This is a genomic window from Leisingera sp. S2M4 (genome assembly GCF_055398055.1).
Genome location: NZ_AP040861.1, coordinates 823,743 through 840,686 on the forward strand (window position 1 = coordinate 823,743; position 16,944 = coordinate 840,686).

At 64.3% G+C, this 16,944-nt stretch carries 7 protein-coding genes; 5 read left to right on the forward strand and 2 right to left on the reverse strand.

Going from position 1 to position 16,944, the window contains the following annotated elements; genetic code table 11:
* The first annotated feature begins 99 nt into the window (after positions 1–99).
* Together ACZ52D_RS04040 and ACZ52D_RS04045 are read left to right on the forward strand one after the other, a co-directional pair.
* Positions 100–1,902: an autotransporter assembly complex protein TamA gene (locus ACZ52D_RS04040; protein WP_464442615.1), complete on the forward strand. Its 1,803-nt coding sequence runs from the start codon at positions 100–102 to the stop codon at positions 1,900–1,902.
* Complete coding sequence (locus ACZ52D_RS04045; protein ID WP_464442616.1) at positions 1,899–5,540, forward strand: translocation/assembly module TamB domain-containing protein; 3,642 nt, start codon at positions 1,899–1,901, stop codon at positions 5,538–5,540. Before ACZ52D_RS04040 ends, ACZ52D_RS04045 begins: the two co-directional genes overlap by 4 nt.
* Before the next feature lie 69 nt (positions 5,541–5,609).
* On the opposite strand, the gene ACZ52D_RS04050 is transcribed toward ACZ52D_RS04045, so the two are convergent.
* Positions 5,610–6,602, reverse strand: a complete 993-nt coding sequence (locus ACZ52D_RS04050; protein WP_464442617.1) for a glucokinase — start codon at positions 6,600–6,602, stop codon at positions 5,610–5,612.
* A gap of 205 nt (positions 6,603–6,807) precedes the next feature.
* Here ACZ52D_RS04050 and ACZ52D_RS04055 point away from each other — a divergent pair, with 205 nt between their 5' ends.
* A complete protein-coding gene (locus ACZ52D_RS04055) occupies positions 6,808–7,731 on the forward strand; it encodes a glycosyltransferase family 2 protein (protein WP_464442618.1) in 924 nt (307 codons plus the stop codon).
* A gap of 30 nt (positions 7,732–7,761) precedes the next feature.
* Here the strand turns inward: ACZ52D_RS04055 and ACZ52D_RS04060 are convergent, their stop codons facing one another.
* Positions 7,762–8,523, reverse strand: coding sequence for a WecB/TagA/CpsF family glycosyltransferase (locus ACZ52D_RS04060; protein ID WP_464442619.1), 762 nt, complete (start codon positions 8,521–8,523; stop codon positions 7,762–7,764).
* Between the two features lie 202 nt (positions 8,524–8,725).
* Between ACZ52D_RS04060 and ACZ52D_RS04065 the strand changes: the two genes are divergently transcribed.
* Entirely contained in the window at positions 8,726–10,189 is a 1,464-nt protein-coding gene (locus ACZ52D_RS04065) for a hypothetical protein (protein WP_464442620.1), read from the forward strand.
* A 261-nt stretch (positions 10,190–10,450) separates the two neighbouring features.
* Positions 10,451–16,942 (forward strand): type I polyketide synthase, encoded by a 6,492-nt coding sequence (locus ACZ52D_RS04070; RefSeq protein WP_464443114.1) that lies wholly within the window; start codon positions 10,451–10,453, stop codon positions 16,940–16,942.
* The last annotated feature ends 2 nt before the right edge of the window (positions 16,943–16,944 follow it).

Sequence of the window (16,944 nt, forward strand, 5' to 3'; positions counted from 1 at the left end):
GTTTTCCCCCGAGAAATTCCCGTGCTAGGCTCACGCTGCCCCACGGCCATTCTGGCTGGGCGACGAACCCCGTTTTCAATCCCGCCCACGGGAGCAGACATGCAATTTTCCTTTCGTCCGCGCGCCCTGATGCGCGCTCTCGCTCTGGCCCTTCTTCCGCTGGCACCGACCGCCGCGCAGGCTGCCGACGCACGGCTGTCGGCCCCGGGTGCACCAGCCGATCTGCAGGCGCGGCTCGAGGCAGCCTCTGCGTCTGTCGCCGTGGGACCGAAAACCGGTGTTCAAGAGGTGTTGGCCGCGGCGCTGTCGGACTATCGCACACTGGTTCAGGTTCTTTACGATGCCGGACATTTCTCTCCGGTGGTGAACATTCGTCTGGATGGCCGCGAGGCCGCGACAATCCAGCCGCTGAACCCGCCGCGAACCATCGAGCATATTGAAATCACTGTTCAACCAGGGCCGCAATTTCGCTTTGGCGTCGCCGAACTCGCGCCGTTCCCGGCGCAGAGCGAAATCGACATCCCGCCGACCTACGCCCCCGGCCACCCTGCCAGCACCGGCGCCATCCGGGATGCGGCGAGCGCCGGTGTCCGGGCCTGGCGACGCAATGGGCACGCCAAGGCCGCGATCAGCGGACAGGACATCACTGCCGACCATGCGAAAGCCCGCCTGAATGCACGGCTGCGACTGACACCGGGCCCCCGGCTTCGGTTCGGGAAACTCCGCCTCACCGGCCAGACCGCCGTGCGGGATGACGCGCTGCGCCGTATCGCGGGTTTCCCAACCAGCGAAACATTTCATCCGGATCTTGTCGCCAAATCTGCGACCCGGCTACGCCGGACTGGCACGTTTTCCAGTGTGGTTCTGCGCGAGGCGGAGCATCCCAACCCCGACGGCACCCTGGACTTTATCGCCGAGGTCGAGGACCTGCCCCCGCGCCGGTTGACCTTCGGCGTCGAGATCAGTTCCTCTGACGGAATCGAAGTGTCGGGCAGCTGGATGCACCGCAACCTGTTCGGAGGCGCGGAAAAACTCCGCGTGGAAGCACGGCTCAGCGGTATCGGCAGCAGCAATGATCTGGATGGACGCCTAGCAGTACGGCTTGATCAGCCCGCAAAATTGGGACCGGATGACAGCATCTTTTACCTGGCCGAGGCTGAGCACCTCGACGAAGAACATTACACTGCGACCCGCATGCTGGGCGCGATCGGGGCCCGGCGCACCTACTCCGAGCAGTTCTATGCCGAGGCGGCGCTTGGCGCGACGTCGATCCTGGCCGAGGATGTCTATGGCAAACGGCGGTTCAAGTACCTGGCTGCCCTGTTGCGCGCCAACTATGACGGCAGAGACAGCCGGGTGAACCCCACCAGCGGCTATTACCTGCAAGCCAGCGCGACACCATTCCTGGGCTTCGATGGCAGCAAATCCGGCCTGCAGATGAAGGCCGATGGCCGCGCCTATCGGGGCTTGGGGGCCGAGGACCGTATCGTGCTGGCCGGACGCCTGCAGCTGGGATCGGTCGTTGGCCCTTCGCTGAATGAAATTTCCCCTACCTTGCTGTTTTACTCGGGCGGCGCAGGCAGCGTGCGCGGTCACGAATATCAATCCCTCGGCGTGCCCGTGAATGGCGGCATTTCCGGCGGGCGCAGCTTCATGGCGCTGTCCGCGGAGATCCGCGGCAAGGTCAGCGACAAGATCTCGCTGGTTGGCTTCTACGACGCCGGTTTTGTCGGCGAGGACAGCTTCGTATCCGGGTCTGCCGCGCGTCATGCCGGCGCCGGTGTCGGACTGCGCTACGATGTGGCCGGAATCGGACCGATCCGCCTCGACGTCGCCTACCCGGTTGACGGAGGTTCAGAGGACGGCGTGCAGGTCTACATAGGAATAGGACAGGCGTTTTGAGACAGTTTATCGGCCTCTCACTCGGACTTTGCCTGGCTCTGGGCGCCCCCGCGACACCTCCCGCTGCCGCACAGGACAGCGCCGCCGAAAGCGGTGGGCTACTGGTGGACTTCCTCGAAGACACGCTGTCCGGCGACAGCCGCTACATCAGCGTAACCGGGTTGCAGGGGGCCTTCTCCTCCAAGGCCAGCATCGAACGGATCACCATTGCCGACGAAAGCGGCATCTGGCTGACGATCGAAGATGCGGAACTGGACTGGAACCGGCTGGAATTGCTGCGGGGGCGGTTTTCCGTAAACCAGCTGAGCGCCGGACGAATTGCAATCGAGCGCCCCCCGGAACCGCTGCCCCCCGATCCGGACCTCCCCGCACCGGAAGCCACCCCGTTTGCGTTGCCGGAACTGCCCGTTGCGATCGAGCTGGATCAGATTGCTGCCCAGCATATCGAATTGGGCGAGAAGCTCGCTGGCGTCGCGGCCGTATTCTCGGTCGACGGCTCGCTGCGGCTGGCAGATGGCACACTGGACACCAAACTGGAGGCCGACCGGCTGGACAGGCCCGGCGACCATCTGCGTTTGCAGGCGGGCTACACAAACGAAACGCGCCAGATCACCCTGGACCTTGAGCTGGATGAGGCGCCCGGTGGATGGATCGGAGCCAGTCTGGATCTCCCTGGACACCCGTCAATTCAGCTGCTGGCACAGGGCAGCGGTCCGGTTACCGATTTTGCCGCGACCATTGGGCTGAGCACAAACGGGCGCGAGCGGCTGGCAGGCGAGGTGGTCATGACGGCGCCGCCACTGCCCGAAGATGCAGCGGCACACGCGCCGCGCCCGCTTGCCTTCTCGGCCGATCTGGGCGGCGACATCGATGCGCTTCTGGCCCCCATTCATCGCCCGTTCTTTGGCCCTGGTCTGCGCCTAAACGTTCGCGGCACGCGCAGTGCTGACGGCGCAGTCAAGCTGGACACGCTGGCCTTGCGGACCGCCGCCCTGCAACTGACCGGCGCTGCATCCCTGACGGCCGGGGGCGTGCTGGACACTGCCAATCTCAAGGCTGCAATCACACCACCCGAGGGGCAGGCTGCAGTCACCCTGCCCGTTCCCGGTGCGCGCACCACACTGGCCGCGGCTGACCTGCATCTGCGCAAGACAACTGTCGGCAACTGGACACTTGATGGCTTGCTGAATCAACTGAGCCATCCAGGCGCGCTGATCGACACGGCAAAGATCACCGGCAGCGGGACCTTGGACCAAAGTCGCGAGTTCGCCCTGCAAGGACGTCTTTCCGCCGTCGTGGCCGGGCTTGAGCCACGGCAACCCGCCCTTGCGGAGGCAACCGGCACCGACATACGCCTTGATGCGACGCTCACCACCGAGGGGCCAGGCGCGCTGCGCATCACCGACATGGAGCTGCGCGGCAGCGACTATCGGGCAGCCGGGCACCTGTTTCTGGACGGGCTGGAAAGCGGGTTGAATTTGACTGCGGACCTGACTGCGGAAGCGACGGAACTGGCGCGGTTCTCCGCCCTTGTCGGCCGCCCCCTCAGGGGGGCATTGCAAGGCAGCGTGGAGGGCAGCTTTACGCCGCTGTCGGGCGCATTCTCTGGCGCGGTGGAGCTGACTGGCGAGGACCTTGCCGCCGGCATTTCCCAGTTGGACGAGCTGCTGCAAGGGACCACCAGCCTGACGGTGAAAGCCGCCCGGGATGCCGCGGGGCTCAGCATTGACCGCTTCACGCTGGAGGGCATCAACCTCGCCGCGAACGCCTCCGGCATGCTGACCAGCGATCGCGGTCGGCTGGACCTTGATGCGGAATTGAAACGCGTGGAAATCCTTGCTCCGCAGCTGCCCGGCCGGCTGAAGCTGACGGCAGGCGTCACGCGGCAGGATGATGTTTTCAGCGGCACCGCCGAACTCAGCGGCCCCCAGAACAGCTCTGCCCAGCTGGACGGGTCGGTGACTCTGGCAGGCGCGGCAGATTTCAGCTTTGCAGCGGCCCTGGAGGAATTGGAGCGGTTTGTGCCGCAGCTGGCAGGCAAACTGGCCGCCGAGGGCCAAGCGAAACGCACAGCCGGCGAATGGGAAATCACCGGAACCGCCACCGGGCCAGCCGGGCTTGATGCGAAGATCGATGTCCGCTTTGCCGAGAGCAGCGGCAGCACCGATTTGCGATTTGACGCGGTCCTGGCCCAGCTGCAAAGGTTGATCCCGGAGCTGCCGGGGCAGCTGACAGCCAAAGGGTCTGCCACCCGGCGTGATGGCACTTGGAAGATCGACGCCACCGCCAAGGGGCCTGCCGGGGTTGATAGCCGACTGGCCGGGAGCTGGAACGAGGCGGAGGGCACTGCCGATCTTGCCGCAAATGGCACCCTTCGCCTGGAGGGGGTCAACCCGTTCATCACGCCCAACCTGCTGCGCGGCGCGGCAAGTTTCAATCTGGCGCTGAAAGGTGCCCCCTCCCTGGACGCCCTGCGCGGCACGATCTCCGTTCCGGGAGCCTCCCTTGCGGTGCCGTCCGCAGCCCAGAGAATAGACGACATTCGGGCGACAGTCTCGTTGGGGGACACCCGTGCGCAACTGCAGATGTCTGCCCGCCCCCGCGATGGTGGCACGGTCACGATCAGCGGCCCGGTCAACCTGACACCACCGTTTGATGGGGCGCTTCAGATTTCCATCGATGACGTGACCGTCACCGATCACCTGTCCTATGAGACGCTGCTGAACGGTCGACTGAGCTTTGCCGGGGAGATGACCGGCCGCAACCGGGTCAGCGGGCGCATCGACGTGGGCGAGACCAACATCAACCTCAATACGGCTGGCGGCACTGTCTCTGCGGCACCGATCCCGCCGATCCGCAACATCAACACGCCTGCGGCCGTCCGCCAGACCTTGGCGCGTGCGGGGCTGACCGGGCAAAGCAGCGCCAGCGGCAGCGGGTCAGGGCGCACCGATCTGGACGTCATCATCAGCGCGCCCTCGCGGATCTTTGCCCGGGGGCGCGGCCTGCGGGCCGAGCTTGGCGGCCAGATCCACCTGCGCGGCAGCACAGCGCGGCTGGCGCCCTCAGGCCAGATCAGCCTGATCCGCGGCACCTTCGACATTGTCGGCCGCCGACTGCAACTGGACGAAGGACGGATTACCCTGCTGGGAGATTTGCGTCCCTACCTGGAGTTCAGCTCCTCCACGGCTACGGAAGAGGGCACCGCAACGCTGAAAATTTCCGGCCGCGTCGATGCGCCGGAAATCAAGGTAACCTCCGACCCGCCACGCCCCAGCGAAGAAGCCCTGGCCCTGTTGCTGTTTGGCGACAATCTCAAGGACATCTCCCCACTGGCGCTGGCGCGACTGGCGACATCCGCGCTGACCCTCAGCGGTCGCGGCGGCGGCACCCAGGCCCAATTGCGCCAGTCCACCGGTGCCGATGACGTGGATATCGGGGTCGACAACCTGGGCAGCGGACAATTGGGGCTGGGCGGTTATGTGGCTGAAAATGTCTATACCGACTTCAACGTCAACACCCGCGGAGACAGCGAGTTGAGCATCAACTTGGACGTGACCGACAGCTTGACCGCCAAGGGTACGGTGGACAGCGAGGGGGAAACCGGTATCGGCCTGTTTTTCAAACGCGATTATTAGCGGCAAGCTTTTGCGGACGGGGCCAAGGCAGCCGCAGCTGCGGCCCCGTCAATCAAGGGTCGGGACCCGTTAAGTCTGCTCTTGGGCCTCGCCGCCCACCGGGTGAGAAAGCGCATCTTCGGCGGCGGCCGCTCTCAGGGCCACCCGGGCCGCGCCACTAACCCCTGCGGCGTCATCCTTTATCAACCACAGGGGCGTGTCGCCGCATATCTGCCCCAGCTTGCCACCGGGCGCGGTATAGCTGGACAGGAACAGATCCCGCGCAGACGTGTTGAGAATGCCGCGCGCAACGCTGCCCGCAAAGAACATCCCCTGCCCCGGCATGTAGAGTGCGGTCATTTCTCGCGCCAACAGTCCAAGCAATTGCGCCCACTCGCCGATCGTGCGCGCCTCGCTGCCGTGGGGATCTGCCAGATAGGCCGCGGATATCCCCTCGGCACTGCTTGCGGCACTGCCGCTCAGGGCCTGGTGGAACCGCACCAGGCCATGACCCGAGAACAAGCTCTCGACGCTGCAGAATTCGGTCGGCGCCCGCTTCAGAAGCTGTTCCAGCCGGTGCACCAGGGGCTGCGGCAAGGCAGCATGACCCAATTCGGCCTCCAGTGTTTCCTCTCCACAGGAAGCCGCGACGTTGAAACCGGTTCCGATCCCCGCCACAAGGGCTTGTGCGCCGCTTTGCCGACCTGGCCGAAGGCTGGCCAACTGCCCCGGGATCAGCACCTGCAGTGCATGGCCCAGCGCCGCGAGGTCATTGATGATCTGCGCCTTGGCACCCGGCTGCAAACCCAGCACCGCGGCGAGTTCCTCTGCCCGGCCCGACCAATTGCGATTGCTGAGTTCAAAATGGCCATCACGAACTGGTCCGGCCACGGCAAGGCAGGCCCCTGCAAGGGGCGGCAATCCTGGCTGGGCGCAATAGGCGCGCAGCACGTCCTCCAAGCTGGCAAAACTGTCATTGGAGAAACTCTGCAACGCCGTCACGCCAACGCCGGGTGCCGCCAGCGCCAAGCGTGTCCGGCTCCCTCCGACATCGCCCGCCAGAACCGTCAGTTCAGCTCCCATGCGCGGTAATCCCCTTGTTCTCCTGTTGTTTACACAGCCTGAAGCAAAGATGGCGTAAAAGCAATTGAGCATGCACGCCCCGCTTGCAGTGGCCGCACGAAGGCGGCAGTTTGAACCTGCCTGATTGCGCCACGAATGGACCGCCCCTGTGACCCAACCGCCGCCCCCTTCCCCTGCTGCCGCCGCTGCCGAAACGGCTGCAGTCGTGATCGGTCGCAATGAGGGCGAGCGGCTGATCCGCTGTTTGCAGTCGCTGACGGGACAGGTGCGACAGATCATCTATGTCGACAGCGGCTCCTGTGACGGCTCGGTCGAAGCCGCGCGCAATCTGGGGGCCGAAGTCGTCGAGCTGCACACGTCCCGTCCCTTTACCGCGGCCCGGGCCCGCAACGCCGGGTTGGCCGCAGTCGCGACCGGGACGGAATATGTGCAATTCACCGATGGCGATTGCGAGGTGGTTGAGGGGTGGATCGCGACCGCTCATGCCTTCATGGAAGCCAACCCACAGGCGGCAGTGGCCTGCGGTCGCCGGCGCGAGCAGTCTCCCTCCGCCTCTGTCTACAATCGGTTGTGCGATGCCGAGTGGGACACCCCAATTGGCCCAGCCAAGGCCTGTGGTGGCGATGCGCTGATGCGCTTGACGGCACTGCGCGATGCTGGCGGCTATCGCGACGAGCTGATTGCCGGAGAGGAACCCGAGCTGTGCCTGCGCCTGAGACGGGCGGGATGGGAAATCTGGCGACTGGATGCAGAAATGACCCGCCATGACGCCCGGATGCTTCGTTTCGGCCAGTGGTGGCAACGCAGCCGCCGTGCAGGCCACGCCTTTGCCGAGGGGGCGGCGTTGCATGGGGCCAGCCCGGAACGACATTGGGTGACAGAGACCCGCCGGGCCCTGACCTGGGGCGCCATTTTGCCCGTGTCCATCTTGATTGGCGCGGCCTTCAGTGTCTGGGTTTTGCTGCTGGCCTTGATCTACCCGGCCCAGCTCCTGAGATTGGTGCGGCGTATGGGCTGGGAACGGGGGGCTTTTACCCTGCTGGGGAAGTTCCCCGAGGCCGTTGGAGTACTGGAATATCACCTGAACCGGCGCAGAGGTCGGTCGCGGACGCTTCTGGAGTACAAATAGAGTGGCCTACGGCGCGCTCACCAGGCGGTGTCAGGGGCGTTCTTGACGGCCAAGCGACGCGGCATGCAGCACCTGGCGCGGCAGGATCGCGAGGCATTTTCCATAGCGGGGCAGCAGTCGAACCGGATTGGACAAGGCACGCCACAGCCATTCCATCGCTATGCTGCGCACCCAGGCTGGCGCGCGTTTTTGATGTCCTCCAAGGAAATCAAGCCCGGCTCCGACCGAGGCAAAGCCCACGTTCGGAGCCATTCTGCGGCCACGGCTGGCCAGTTGCTCCTGCCGCGGCGCCCCCAACGCCAGAAAACACAACTGCACGCCAGTTTCGGCCAACCGATGCAGGATCTGGTCAGCCTCTTCCCCTTCGGGGTCGAAAGGCGCCGAAGGCGCCTGACACCAGGCGATGTCCAACCCCGGCACCGCCGCGATCAACGCCGCTTCGGCATCGTGCAAAGCAGCTTCGGTACTGCCCACCAGCGCAACTTTGACGCCACTCTCAGCCGCGAGGCGGCACAGGGGAAGCACCATGTCGGAGCCCGGCATCAGCTCGACCGGGCGCCGCGCCAGTCGCGACATCCAGACAATCGGGCGCCCGTCCGCCACCACCAGATCCTGTGCCTGGTAGGCCGCCAGAAACCGCGGATCCGCCGCCAGTTTGACGATGTGATCGAGATTGATCGTCGCGAGCGCGAACCCGTGCCCCGCCGCAAACCGGGCACGGATCTCGGTCTCGAGACCGGTACGGTCCGGGATATTGACCGCAACACGGCGCCCGTCGAATTCGAAATACACGGTATCCCTCGCAGATGATGTGACTTCGTCTTAGCCGCGTGGTGCCGTTCGGACCAGCCCCCCGCCTTCGGTCCCGGCCAGACCCGTGGCATTCCTGCAAACCATTTACCGGATAGTCGAAATCCCCGCGACACCCCGGATCGCAGCGGTTACATTCGACCGCGTAACGGAACCGCGTACGTCAAGGAGGGCAAGACCGCCGGTGCCCAATGCTGTGGCCTACATGATGCTGCTGGCCTGGCCGCTGGTCAGCCTGGTTCTGTTCCGGCGTCTGCCGCTGGAGCGGGCGATCCTGTGGTGCATCATCGCCGGCTACCTGCTGCTGCCCCCCGTGGCCGAGTTTGACCTGCCGCTGGTCCCGGACATGGACAAATTCGCGATTCCGTCGATCATGGCCTTCGGGCTCTGCACCTTCATGCTGCGTCGGCCCGTGCCGCTTTTGCCGCGCCACCCGGCCGCACTGGTGCTGGTCTTGCTGTTTATCTTTGGCGTCATTCCCACGGTGCTCACCAACGGTGAGCCGATGCTGTTTCACAAGATCGCCAATGCCGACCCGATTCTGATTCTCAACCATCAATTGCCGGGCCTGCGCTGGCGCGACGTTGGATCCGTGATGATCAACCAGGTGATCGTGTTGATGCCGTTCCTGATCGCTAGGCGTTACCTGTCCACGCCGGAGGCCCATCGAGACCTTTTGCTGGCGCTTGTGTTGGGCGCGCTGGCCTACTCCATCCCGGCCTTGTTCGAAATCCGCTTCAGCCCGCAGACGAACGTCTGGGTCTACGGCTTTTTCCAACATGATTTCAGCCAGATGATCCGAATGGGCGGCTACCGCCCGATTGTGTTTCTGCCGCATGCGCTGTGGCTGGCGTTCTTTGTCGCCACCGCGCTGATGGCCGCCGCCGCACTGGCCCGCACCGCCACCGCAGAGCGCCGCTGGCGACTGGGGCTGGTCTGCGGCTACCTGTTTCTTCTGCTCATCGGCTGCAAGAGCCTCGCGTCACTGGCCTACGGGCTCGTCTTCACGCCGGTGGTGGCCTTTGCGCCGCTGCGCTGGCAGCTACGGATGGCGCTGGTACTCGGGTTGATCGCGGTGATCTACCCGATGCTGCGCAACGCCGGTCTGATACCCACCGATGATGTCGTGGCCTATTTCGAAACCATCAGCGTTGACCGGGCCCATTCCCTGGGCTTCCGCTTCGACAATGAGGCACAGCTGCTGGCGCGCGCGGCGGAAAAGCCATGGTTCGGCTGGGGCGGCTGGGGCCGCAACCTGATCCTCCACGAGGAGAGCGGCGAGATCCTGTCCATTCCAGATGGGCGCTGGATCATCGTCTTCGGCACCTTCGGTTGGCTAGGATACATTGCCGAAATGGGCCTTTTGGCATTGCCGCTGGTTTTGCTGGCTTGGGCCGCACGCAAGACGTCCGTGCAAAGCTTTTCGCCCTATGCGGCACCGATCGCCCTGATCCTGGCGGCCACGCTGGTGGACATGCTGTTGAACGCGACGTTGATACCGGTCACCTGGATGTGCGCGGGCGCGGTGCTGGGCTACGCGGAACGGTTGATCTATCCGGGCCTGTTCAGCGAAAGGCCCGCCTTGTTCGGTGGCATCCAGGCGATGTCGAACGAAACCAGTGCCCCAACGAAACGCAGCGTGATATGATGCCCTATTCTTACCGTTATTCTCGCGGAAAAGACACAATGCCACCATAGGCTGGCCCGATGGATTGACGAAGGTGACGTGGAACCGGTCTCTCCCGTGACGCGGATGGGGAAACTGCCGCGCACACCTGACCCAGCGATCGGCTGAGGCTGGCACGTCGGATTGACCCGCGCGACGGGCTGCCATTCAAACCGGACAGCGGTGGGGCAGCGGGTCGCCACGCAAGTTTTTGTAAGGCCGTAGGGGCAGATAGTGACGATATTGGATAGAAAATCAGCAGCCGCAGGCGCCGCGGCCGGTGATATTGCGATAGTCGGCCTTTCAGTGGACGTGCCCGGTGCACCAAGCGCGGACGTGTTCTGGCAAAACTTGCGCCACGGCCTGGAAGCGATCGAGCAGCTGGACCGCGAAACCCTGCTGGCCAATGGAGAGCGCCCTGCAACGCTGGCAGATCCGAATTACGTACCCGCCGCAGCACGGCTGAAGGGGTTTGATGAATTCGACGCCGAGTTCTTTGGCTTCAGCCCAAAGGAAGCAGCCATCCTCGACCCTCAGCATCGAAAGTTCCTTGAGGTGGCGTGGGGCGCCATGGAAAACGCAGGCCATCCGCCTGAAACCATCTCCGGCCCGATCGGCGTCTATGCCGGCTGTGGAATGGGCAGCTATTTCTACTTCAACATCTGCTCGAACCCCGACCTGGTCGATGACGTTGGCATGTTCCTGCTCCGTCATACGGGCAACGACAAGGATTTCCTGACCACCCGCGTCAGCCATGTGTTCGATCTGAAAGGCCCGTCAGTCAACGTTCAGACCGCCTGCTCCACCTCGCTGGTGGCCGTGCATTACGCCTGCAAGGCCCTGCGGGAAGGCGACTGCGACATGGCCTTGGCGGGCGGTGTCACCATCGAACTGCCCCATGGCCGCGGCTACGTTTACAAAGAGAACGAAATCCTCAGCCCGGACGGTCATTGCCACGCCTTCGATCATCGCGCGCAAGGTACGGTCTTTGGCTCCGGTGCCGGGGTTGTGGCTCTGCGGCGGCTCGAAGATGCCATTGCCGACGGCGACCACATCTGGGCCGTCATCAAGGGATCGGCCATCAACAATGACGGCTCGGACAAGGCCGGCTACCTCGCGCCCTCGGTCGGCGGACAAGCTGCCGCGGTTCGCAACGCGTTGCAGGCAGCAAATACCCCGGCGGAGACCATCGATTACGTCGAATGCCACGGCACCGGCACCTATCTGGGCGACCCGATCGAGGTCACGGCACTGACCGAAGCATTCCTGGCCTCCACCGAGGCGCGCGGATACTGCCGGATCGGTTCGGTCAAGACCAACATCGGCCACCTCGATACCGCCGCAGGCGTGGCCAGCCTGACCAAGACAGCCTTGGCGCTGCATCACAAGGAGATCCCGCCTTCGCTGGGATATGAGGCGCCGAACCCGGCGATTGATTTCGAAAACTCCCCTTTCAAGGTGAATGCCAGCCTAAGCCCCTGGACCTCCCACAAGGGGCCAAGGCGCGCCGGGGTGAACTCCCTTGGCGTCGGCGGCACCAACGCCCATGTCATCCTGGAGGAAGCCCCCGAGCGGTTGCCGTCGGAGGAGAGTGATTTTCCGTTTCAGATCCTCTGCGTTTCAGGCCAGTCAAAGGCAGCACTGGAGGCAAACACGCTGGCCTTGGCGGACTATCTGGAGGCCCATCCCGAAGCGGACCTGGCAGATGTCGCCTTCACCCTGAAACAGGGGCGTCGAGGTTTTGCAAAACGGCGGGTTCTGGTGGCCGAAACCCCGGCTGAGGCCGCGCGCCTGCTGCACGAAAACGATCCGCGCAAGGTGTTCACGCATGACCGACTGGGCGATGCCCCCCAAGTGGTCTTCATGTTTCCCGGTGGCGGCGCGCAATATGCCGGGATGGCTCGCGACCTTTACGAGACGGAGCCGGTCTTCGCCGAATGGATGGACCGGGGGCTGGACCACCTGCAAAAACAGCTCGACTATGACATCCGCGCTATCTGGCTGCCCGAAGAGAGTGGCGAAGAGGCTGCAAATGCGCGTCTGCAGCAGCCCTCCGTCCAGCTGCCGTTGATCATGCTCGTCGAATACGCATTGGCGCAGCTGTGGATCAGCTGGGGCGTTCGGCCCGCGGCATTGGTCGGACATTCCATGGGGGAGAATACCGCGGCCTGTCTGGCGGGTGTCATCTCGTTTGAGGACTGCATAGACCTGGTGCTTCTGCGCGGACGGTTGTTCGATACAGTGCCAAAGGGCGGCATGTTGTCGATCGCGCTACCGCTGGTCGAGGTGGAAGCCCTGATCGGGGACGAGTTGGACATCGCAAGCGTCAACGCCCCTGCCCTCACCGCGGTGTCCGGCCCACAGGCGGCGCTCGACAGGCTGGCCGCCGAACTGGCCGCCCGAGAGATCGAACATCAGCGCATCGCCATCGATATCGCCGCCCACTCGCGCATGCTGGACGGCATTCTGGAGACCTATGGTAACTTCCTGCGGGGTCTCACCCTCTCCGCACCGCAGCTGCCGGTGATCTCCAACCGCACCGGTGCGGAGCTGACCGCAGAGCAGGCCATGAGCGCCGACTACTGGGTCGACCAGCTGCGCAACACCGTGCGCTTTGGTGATTGCATCACCCAGCTCGCCAAGACGCCGGGCCGCGTGTTTCTCGAGGTTGGCCCCGGCAAGGCGTTGAGTGCGCTGGCGCAGATGGCGCCGGAGGTCAAGCTAGGCCAGGTACTCAGCTCGCTGCGCCACCCGGCGCAACAGGTCATGGATGATGCCTATTTCTTTGGCGTCATCGGTCGCCTCTGGGCTTGCGGGGTCGAGGCCGACTGGGAGCAGATATGGGGCGAAGCCCGGCGCAACCGGTTGCCGCTGCCCACCTACGCCTTTCAACGACGGCGCTATTTCATCGAGCCGGGCCAACCGGCAACCACCGAGGACCCGGCCCCAAAGCGGCACGACGACCTGTCCGATTGGGGGTACCGCCCGGCTTGGCGTCCCCGGCTGGCAGACTGCGCGCTTGATGTCGAACGGGAGCTGGACGAAGAACTCCACAACTGGCTCATCTTCGAAGATGACTGCGGTCAGGCCGCGGCGGTGGGCGCCCGCCTGTCCGCCGCCGGTCACACCGTGATGCGGGTGCGGGCGGGCGATACCTACGCCAGGCTGGCCCCTGATCTGTTCGTGTTGCCGCCCGAGCAAGGCCGCATGGCTTATGGCGCGCTGCTGGGCGATCTGGCTGCCGAAGATCTGTTACCCGACCGAATTGCCCATTTCTGGTTGGTCACCGAAGCCGAGACTTACCGTCCCGGCTCGTCGTTCTTTGATCGCAATCTGGAAATGGGGTTCCACGGCCTGACCGCCCTGGCACAGGAACTGGGCAACATCAATTTGCCCGCTCCCGTGCACCTCACCGTCTTCACGACCGGGGCCGCGCAAGTCCGTGGTGAACCGTTGCCCTATCCGGAAAAGGCAATGATCGCAGGCCCGCTCGGGGTGATCCCTCGGGAGCTGCCCGGGGTGAGCTGCGCCAGCGTGGACATCGAACTGCTGCCGCGCACCACGGGGCTGTCAGACCGTTTGAAGCGGCGCAAGCCAGCCAAGGCCAACCTCGCCGACCGCCTGCTGGAAGAACTCATGGCCACACCGGCCAATGCCACCGTCGCATGGCGCGGTGAAAAACGTCTGGAGTTGAGCTGGCGTTCGCAGTCGCTGACGGCCCCGTCTGTGCCACCGTTCAAGTCCGGTGGACACTACCTGATCACCGGCGGGTATGGCGGGATCGGCCTGACGATTGCAGGCCACCTGAGGCAAACATATGGCGCCAAGGTCACCTTGATCTCGCGCGACGGCTTGCCGCCCCGCGACAGCTGGAAACGCTACCTCGCCAGCCATAGCCCGGCCAACCGCACGGCAAGACGCATTCGCGCGGTGATGGATCTGGAGGCGAAGAACGGTAACCCGGTGCTGCCACTGGCCGCTGACGTATGCAACAGCGGGGAACTTGAGGCCGCGCGACAGGCGGCAGAGGCCGAGAACGGCCCGCTAACCGGCGTCATTCATGCTGCTGGCGTCATCAACGACGCGCCGCTGCTGGCCAAGGATGAGGACAGCATCGCAAGTGTTCTTGCCCCGAAGGTCAGCGGCTTGCGGGCGTTGGACACGGTCTTTCCGGACGGCAGCCTGGACCTCATGCTGCTGTTTTCATCCTCCTCCACCGCAACCCGGCCGGCAGGACAGGTGGATTACATTGCCGCCAACGAATACCTCAACGCCTGGGCACGCCACCGCGCCAACGGGCGGACCCGTGTCGTCGCCATCGACTGGGGCGTCTGGGCTGACACGGGCATGGCCGCAGCAGCACTCAAGACACGGAACGCCGAGCCCGAAGCCACCCAACCTGCCCCCTATGCGCAACCGCTTCTGCAACAGCAGGGGTTTGACAGCGACGGCAACCGGGTCTTCCTGCCCACCTTCGACACCAGCCATTGGATTTTGAACGATCACCGCACCGCCGCGGGCACGGCGCTCCTGCCCGGAACGGGTCACGTGGAGATCGCCGCCGAGGTCATGCGGGCGCTGGAAACTGGCGACGCGTTTGAAATCCGCGACCTGTATTTCCTGCGTCCCCTGGTGGTCGCAGACGAGCAGCCAAAGCAAACGCTGATTAAGCTCGAAGCTAATGAAAATGGTTATGAACTGTTTGTTTACTCTGCCTGTTCAGGTGGTTACCATCTAAACAGTCAGGCAATGCTGGCCTTTGCGACGGCGGCAGAACGCCCCGTCGCGCTCGATATTTCAGACATCCTGTCCCGCTGCCCTCACGTGCAGAGCCCGCAAGACGGTCGTCTGCGCTCCCCGCAGGAACGGCATCTTCGCTTCGGGCCTCGCTGGCATGTGCTGCAATCCGCCGCGCTGGGTGCGGGGGAAGGGCTCGCCCGGTTGCGGCTGCCCGAATTCGCGCAGGACGACAACATGCAGCTGCATCCTGCACTGCTGGATCTGGCGACCGGCTGGGCAATGGACCTGATCCCCGGCTACCGCGCAGACGCCTTGTGGGTCCCTGTCTCCTACAAGCGGATTCGCGTGCATGCCGCCCTCGGCCATGATGTCTACAGCCACGCGCGTCTGCACGACGCGCCCGGTGACGGCGCTGCCGCATTTGACATCACGCTGACGGATCCCGATGGCAACGTGCTGGTGGAGGTTGAGGGCTTTCGCATCCAACGTTTGGTCGGCGGTTTTGAAGCGACAGCCGCAAGCACCAAACCTGATGCCACAGCCGAGCAGCTGAAACTTTCGCCGGTACGTGATGCAACGCCTCTCTCGGCAGAGGAGCGCCGCCTACATCTAAACATCGCCAATGGCATTCGTGCCGAAGAAGGCGGCGAGGCCCTGGAACGTGCACTGGGCTGCGCCATTTCCGCGGACCTGCCGCAAGTGGTGGTCTCCTCGCTGGAGCTGCCTGCACTGATTGCGCAAGCGGATCGCCCGGCTCCGCTCCCTTCTCAAGACGCACAAAGCTTTGAGCGCCCCCAGCTTGAGACCGATTACATCGCCCCGCGCAACCCGGTGGAACAGAAGCTGGCGGACCTGTTTGCCTCACTCCTGGGGGTTTCGGAGGTGGGAATCGAGGACAGTTTCTTCGATCTCGGCGGCCACTCTTTGATTGCGGTTCGACTGTTTGCCCAGGTGAAACGCCAATTCGACGTGGAGTTTCCCTTGTCGGTCCTGTTCGAGGCCCCCAGCGTCGCCGCGCTGTCAGACCGCATCATCGCGCGCCGCGGCGGAGGCATTTCCGCGGAGCCGGGCGACAGCCCGCAAGACGCCGCGGAGCAGCCGCAATATACCCACCTCGTGCAGCTGCACCCCGGTGACGGCACCGGTCGGCGCCCCTTCTTTCTGGTCGCGGGCATGTTCGGCAACGTTTTGAACCTGCGCCATCTGGCGTTGCTGGTCGGTCGGGATCGACCGGTCTACGGTTTGCAGGCCAAGGGGCTTGTTGGCGACGACGCCCCGCATGACCGGGTCGAAGACGCGGCCCGCAGCTGCCTGGCGGAAATCCGTCAGCTCCAACCCGAAGGCCCCTACCTGCTGGGCGGGTTTTCGGGTGGCGGCATCACCGCCTACGAAATGGCTCAGCAACTGGAAAACGACGGTCAGGAAACCGCAGCCCTGATCCTTCTGGATACCCCTCTCCCCGTCCGCCCCCCGCTCAAACCAGCTGACAAGGCCCTGATCAAGCTGGCCGAATTGCGAAAACAGGGACCCCGCTTCCTGCTGGACTGGGCAAGGAGCCGCATTGCCTGGGAAGTCCAGAAGCGCCGGGCCGAACCCGTCGGCAACAGCGACTTGCCCGAATTCAACAACCGCCGGATCGAGCGCGCTTTCCGTGCTGCGGTTGAAGCCTACACCTTGCGGAACTGGAACGGCCCGATGACCCTGTTCCGCCCGCCCCTTGACCGCAAGTGGCAGGTCACCGGCGGCAATTGGGTCAGCGCCGAGCGTGAGTATGTCTTTGAGGACAACGACTGGACCCGATGGGCACCGAAGGTCGAGGTTGTCGAAGTACCGGGGGATCATGACAGCATGGTATTGGTGCCGAATGTCACAGTGCTTGCGGCGGGCGTGAAGGCTCGTCTGGATGCTGCCGATGCGCGGGCGGTTCAGGCCAAACAGGCCACGCACAGCACAATTGTGCAAACCGCACCCAGCCGGACACAGGCCGCGGAGTGAGC